The organism is Microcystis sp. LSC13-02 (assembly GCA_002282935.1).
In the GTDB taxonomy this organism is placed as follows: domain Bacteria; phylum Cyanobacteriota; class Cyanobacteriia; order Cyanobacteriales; family Microcystaceae; genus Microcystis.
The window spans coordinates 1-4,270 of sequence record MTBT01000273.1 but is presented as its reverse complement, the minus strand read 5'-3'; the positions used below and the strand labels follow the sequence as shown (position 1 = coordinate 4,270).

At 41.1% G+C, this 4,270-nt stretch carries 8 protein-coding genes; 1 reads left to right on the top strand and 7 read right to left on the bottom strand.

Annotated elements, in window-relative coordinates; translation table 11 throughout:
• Positions 1 to 160: 160 nt before the first annotated feature.
• The 3 genes from BGL89_RS17290 to BGL89_RS17280 all read right to left on the bottom strand — a co-directional run bounded on the left by BGL89_RS17290 (position 161) and on the right by BGL89_RS17280 (position 1,902).
• Entirely contained in the window at positions 161 to 1,084 is a 924-nt protein-coding gene (locus tag BGL89_RS17290) for a hypothetical protein (RefSeq protein WP_286826773.1), read from the bottom strand.
• A 127-nt stretch (positions 1,085 to 1,211) separates the two neighbouring features.
• Positions 1,212 to 1,553, bottom strand: a complete 342-nt coding sequence (locus tag BGL89_RS17285) for a hypothetical protein (RefSeq protein ID WP_286826771.1) — start codon at positions 1,551 to 1,553, stop codon at positions 1,212 to 1,214.
• Between the two features lie 4 nt (positions 1,554 to 1,557).
• Positions 1,558 to 1,902 (bottom strand): RNA polymerase sigma factor, encoded by a 345-nt coding sequence (locus BGL89_RS17280; RefSeq protein ID WP_286826770.1) that lies wholly within the window; start codon positions 1,900 to 1,902, stop codon positions 1,558 to 1,560.
• A gap of 392 nt (positions 1,903 to 2,294) precedes the next feature.
• Here BGL89_RS17280 and BGL89_RS17275 point away from each other — a divergent pair, with 392 nt between their 5' ends.
• A complete protein-coding gene (locus tag BGL89_RS17275) occupies positions 2,295 to 2,501 on the top strand; it encodes a hypothetical protein (RefSeq protein WP_286826769.1) in 207 nt (68 codons plus the stop codon).
• A gap of 110 nt (positions 2,502 to 2,611) precedes the next feature.
• Here BGL89_RS17275 and BGL89_RS17270 read toward each other — a convergent pair whose 3' ends face one another.
• The 4 genes from BGL89_RS17270 to BGL89_RS21340 form a co-directional block, all read right to left on the bottom strand.
• Positions 2,612 to 2,821 (bottom strand): hypothetical protein, encoded by a 210-nt coding sequence (locus BGL89_RS17270; RefSeq protein ID WP_286826768.1) that lies wholly within the window; start codon positions 2,819 to 2,821, stop codon positions 2,612 to 2,614.
• Positions 2,822 to 2,867: 46 nt separating this feature from the next.
• A complete protein-coding gene (locus BGL89_RS17265) occupies positions 2,868 to 3,353 on the bottom strand; it encodes a hypothetical protein (RefSeq protein ID WP_286826767.1) in 486 nt (161 codons plus the stop codon).
• 120 nt (positions 3,354 to 3,473) lie between these two features.
• Positions 3,474 to 3,635, bottom strand: a complete 162-nt coding sequence (locus tag BGL89_RS21345) for an alpha-ketoglutarate-dependent dioxygenase AlkB (RefSeq protein WP_353743956.1) — start codon at positions 3,633 to 3,635, stop codon at positions 3,474 to 3,476.
• A gap of 41 nt (positions 3,636 to 3,676) precedes the next feature.
• A complete protein-coding gene (locus BGL89_RS21340; RefSeq protein WP_353743955.1) occupies positions 3,677 to 3,865 on the bottom strand; it encodes an alpha-ketoglutarate-dependent dioxygenase AlkB in 189 nt (62 codons plus the stop codon).
• Positions 3,866 to 4,270: the final 405 nt, after the last annotated feature.

Here is a 4,270-nt window from a genome sequence, read left to right as displayed (position 1 = left end):
AAGCTAAACGGCTTTTACTTCGGATCACCGATATAGACTCCAAAAGGGTTATAGCTATTGGATCATGCAGGTTAAGCGCCGTTTAGCTTAATGCCGATAGGGTTTTCCCTAATCCCATATCAAAAGATCAGTTTAGCATACGGTCGGGTGCAGTGATTTGTTATGGTGCGTAAAAACTTGGTGAAATATGTAGGTATTTCTCCATTCCCAAACCGTATTTCAATGTTCTAACAATAACTGCATGACTATCAGTAGAGTACGAATATACCGATATGGGTATTTTACCACCATCAATCATTGCAAGAACAATACGATCGCTGCTGTCTTCATCACTGTTATCTGGATTGATTTCGGTTTCTACATTTTTTATATCCTTTGTCTTGTACCTCCCAATTTCTTTGCCATCAAGTTCATAAATTAGATAACCTGAACTCCTATCGACCGTATATGCTCTTAGATCTCCACTACGATAGACCCTAAACTTACTTTCATCTTGTTCTATAGTCCACTCTCTATATAGTATAAGTATTGGCTGATCTTTGAGGAATTCGGATACTTCACACCACAAAATATGAAGACTTGTACTTATACTTATTATTGTTCCTATTGATGCTTTGGCAAAAGGTATTTTTTCACCCCTAGCTTGATCCCCTTTTTTGATCCATAAAAATAATTCAGGATTTGCTTGTGGTTTGAATACCTGCTCCACACCTGTTACTTCTGATAAACGGAACGCTTGTTTGTTTGTTTTAGCGAAACGCTTACTCTCTACTTCTAATTTATTAGCCGTTTTGTCAAAAGCAAATTTGCTAACTAGAAATGATCTATACAATCTAGACAGTCCGTTGGAGAGTACAACAAGTCCTACGATGTAGCATACGATGTAGCAGGAGATAGAGAACATAGGCGCATCAGCATACCTCTGCATAAATGAAGCTAGAATTTTGGGTGCGATACCTAAATATGTGAGCATCAAAATAGCAACTCCAGACATAGCAAAGATGCCCGCTAAGAATTGCTCATTTTGATAGGTGATGACAATTAACAGGCGATTAGAATTATGCTCTAAAGTTTTGCTTTTCATTTAGTCTTTGTGTAGATGACGAGAACTTAGTCTAAGCACCATAACGATCGAGTATTCGGGAGAGGGGAAGGATGCGATCACTTCGATCACTTTTGCTAGGGGGTATCTCCAGCTTTTATCACTGCTATCAAATCGGTATCCTTCGATCTCCTTGGCTTTTTTTTTGGAATCTTCCCATGCTATCGATCTTTTTCCCGTTCGGTCGCAACGCGCTCGCAACGCGCTCGCTACGCGAGATCGCTTTCTCTAGATTTTGCTTTAGTGATAGTAATTCCTCGATCGAGGCCGTTTCTAGGAATTCTTGAATTGTTTGCGCTTTTTCGAGCTTTTCGCCATTGTCGAGCGATCGAGCATAGCGCTCGATATCCCCTAGCAAAATCTCTGGCACTCGGAGCGCCCGTGTTGGCAGGTGCTTCCAGCGCGGTTGTTGCTTGGGCAGGTGATCGGTTCTGGGGTTTGGATTGGCCATACTTTCACTCTATGCCTTGTACACTCCTTTCGTCAAGTTTTTTAAGATTCCTTTTTCTTCCCCCCATGGGGCAGTAGGCTCGATCTTCGCTAAATACTTGAATGCCTATCCCTGCCTCCTTTAGGGCGTATGTAAGCTGTTTTACCGTGTTCTCGCTAAGACTGGTGATCTTGGCGATTTCCGAGTAGGATCGAGGCCGATCGCTAATCGCCTCTAGTACCGTGATCGCAGTCCTCAATCGCTTTTGTAGCATGGGATAGAGCCATTCTTGCTCTTCGGGGTGCAGCTCCCAGTATTTCCGGATGCTGGAACCGCATTCTTTGATGTACTCTTTCGTAGTTTTGTTCATGAAAGGGCCTCCTTTATTCCGGCTTCTAGAGCTTCTTCGTTATCGCAGTAAATAATCATACTTTCGAGGCTTTTTCTGTAAGTTTCCGATGATTGGCATTTGGGGCATTTCATAGTGTGTTTTAGGTGTAGGGTGTGGGGTGTGGGGAGAAGCTTTTTTCAGTGATCAGTAAATAGTGAACTGAAAACTAACATCTGATAACTCACATCTCATAACTCACATCTGATAACTGATAAGTCACATCTCATAACTGATAACTGACAACTGATAACTGATAACTGATTGGGGTGGGTACTTTATAATTATTATACCATGCTAACGGGGAATAATTAGTTATTTTTTTAAGCCGTGTTATCATGGATTAGATTAAAATTTTTAGGTAAGGCAAGGCAATGGCTGGCAAAGGAGCGCCAAAAGGTACGGTAAATAATCCGAAGGGCATTAATCAATATCCTGGGCTTCGATCGAGTAAGATGATCTCCCTGCGGCTTCTCAAGGAGCATGATCCACTTATCCGGGCAAAGGCTGAGAGGGAAGGGAAAAGCATTGCGGCTATTCTTGATGAGGCGATCGCTCTTTATCTTTCGCTTAATCCTTAGCAAAAATCCCCACGGCCGCCGTGGGGATTTGCAAGATTTTGTCTTTCTAAAATTCGTGATCGGTTAGGTTTTTCCCTCAAGTAATTCGTTTAAACGGGTTTGAGACAATGCTAATCCTCTAATTCCCAAACCTTTTCGATTTTCCAAACATTTTCGAGCAAGCAAAGATTATCATCAACTATCTCTATCTCTTGCTTTCCATCATTTTCAATCGTGATATGAGGATACAAACCATCCAAAAAAGATAAAGCCTCATCCTTGTTTTTAGCCTTGATCGTAATTTCTAGGGTGATCGGTAAAGTTGCCGTAAATTCTTTCATTTTTTACTCTCCTATTGGGGGAATAAATCCCCCGTTTTCTAGTCAATTAAAGTGCGAATTTCTTTTGAGCAGATAAATAGAGAGTAGTTGCTATCGCGCGGCGATCTTCTCCTTCTACATGGAGACTATCGGCCTGCTGTAAGCAGTACCCATAGAGATCTTTCATAGTGGCAATGTAGGCCGCTATTTCTTTTTTTTCGTTGGGGGATAGAAAAAAATGCTCGCAGTCGCTGGGCTTTTTGCTGCTTTCAGGAATAGGCCGCCGGTTAATTGGCTTTGTGATTTGGATTGCATGGCCTAAAGTTTCCATTTCCGGATTTTCGATTAGGGAATATTTGCCTGTTGAATCGATTCCCACAGTTATGGGCGAGTTTTTGATGATATATTGGCGCGAATAATCATCATTCGCAGGTCGCCATAGTGTGATTTTTTCGCCGGTCGCGCGATCGATTGCGTCGATCACTAAGCGCTGGCCGTATTTTGTCGTTACTTCGCGAGGATTATCTGTGCAGATTGCTTCGATCAGTTTCATCGTGTTATGATCCTTTTGGTTTCATTTTAAGAAAGGCGACCGCCCAACTTCCAATTATGCGGTCGCTTTTCTTTGTTTATGCTTTTATTATGCCATAGTTTCAAGGAAAATACAAGTAAATTAGAAATAAATTTGTCGGATTGTTAAATTGATTCTTTTTGGTCCGTTCGTGATTTTTTTTAATCCGTGAAATCTCATCCGATCTTCTCCTGATAGTATTAGGATAGATCCCGATTCGAGATTTATTTCTTTAATAGGATCGCTGCGCTTCCATCCTCCTATCTGAAAAATTGGCTCTTCTCGACTTTGTGTGATTGAAGTGCTTATTGGGCAAGACTTTTAGGACTATTTTGCGGATATTCTATCAGTATAGACCTCGTTTCCACACAGAAACCAGAAGAACCAAAAATTCCTGTGGCCCCTAGGGAGATAGAGATAATCGGAGCTTTTAGATTTTTTTCGGTATTATCTTGGTGCAGGCCTAATCTGCTATTTTCTAAATATTTATTAATTAGGGCTTGCTGAAAAAGTTTTTCCTAGGGGCAGGGTGTGGGGTGTAGGGTGTAGGGTTTTACCCATTTTCAGGTGGTCAACTACCTAATTTTCAGGGAAAAAGTACCTGATACTAAATCCGTTGAGTATAGGCTAGTTATGAGAAGAGGCACTCATGCAAGAGGCACTCATGCAAAGGGGAGAATAAATAATCAGTTTTTAATAACCGGATTTATTGTTAGGCAGTGGCTTCGACATCGCACTAACTGTCACTAGCTAACTTATGATTGATTGTTATCAGCTTTGCAAAACAAGATTTAGGATCAAAAATAACCGGCTCTTCGTTACCCTTTATGCTAAATCAACAGACAAGATGCCAAGACAACATACTTCTAACCCAAAAATTCCGAAAGTTTCTAAAGCCA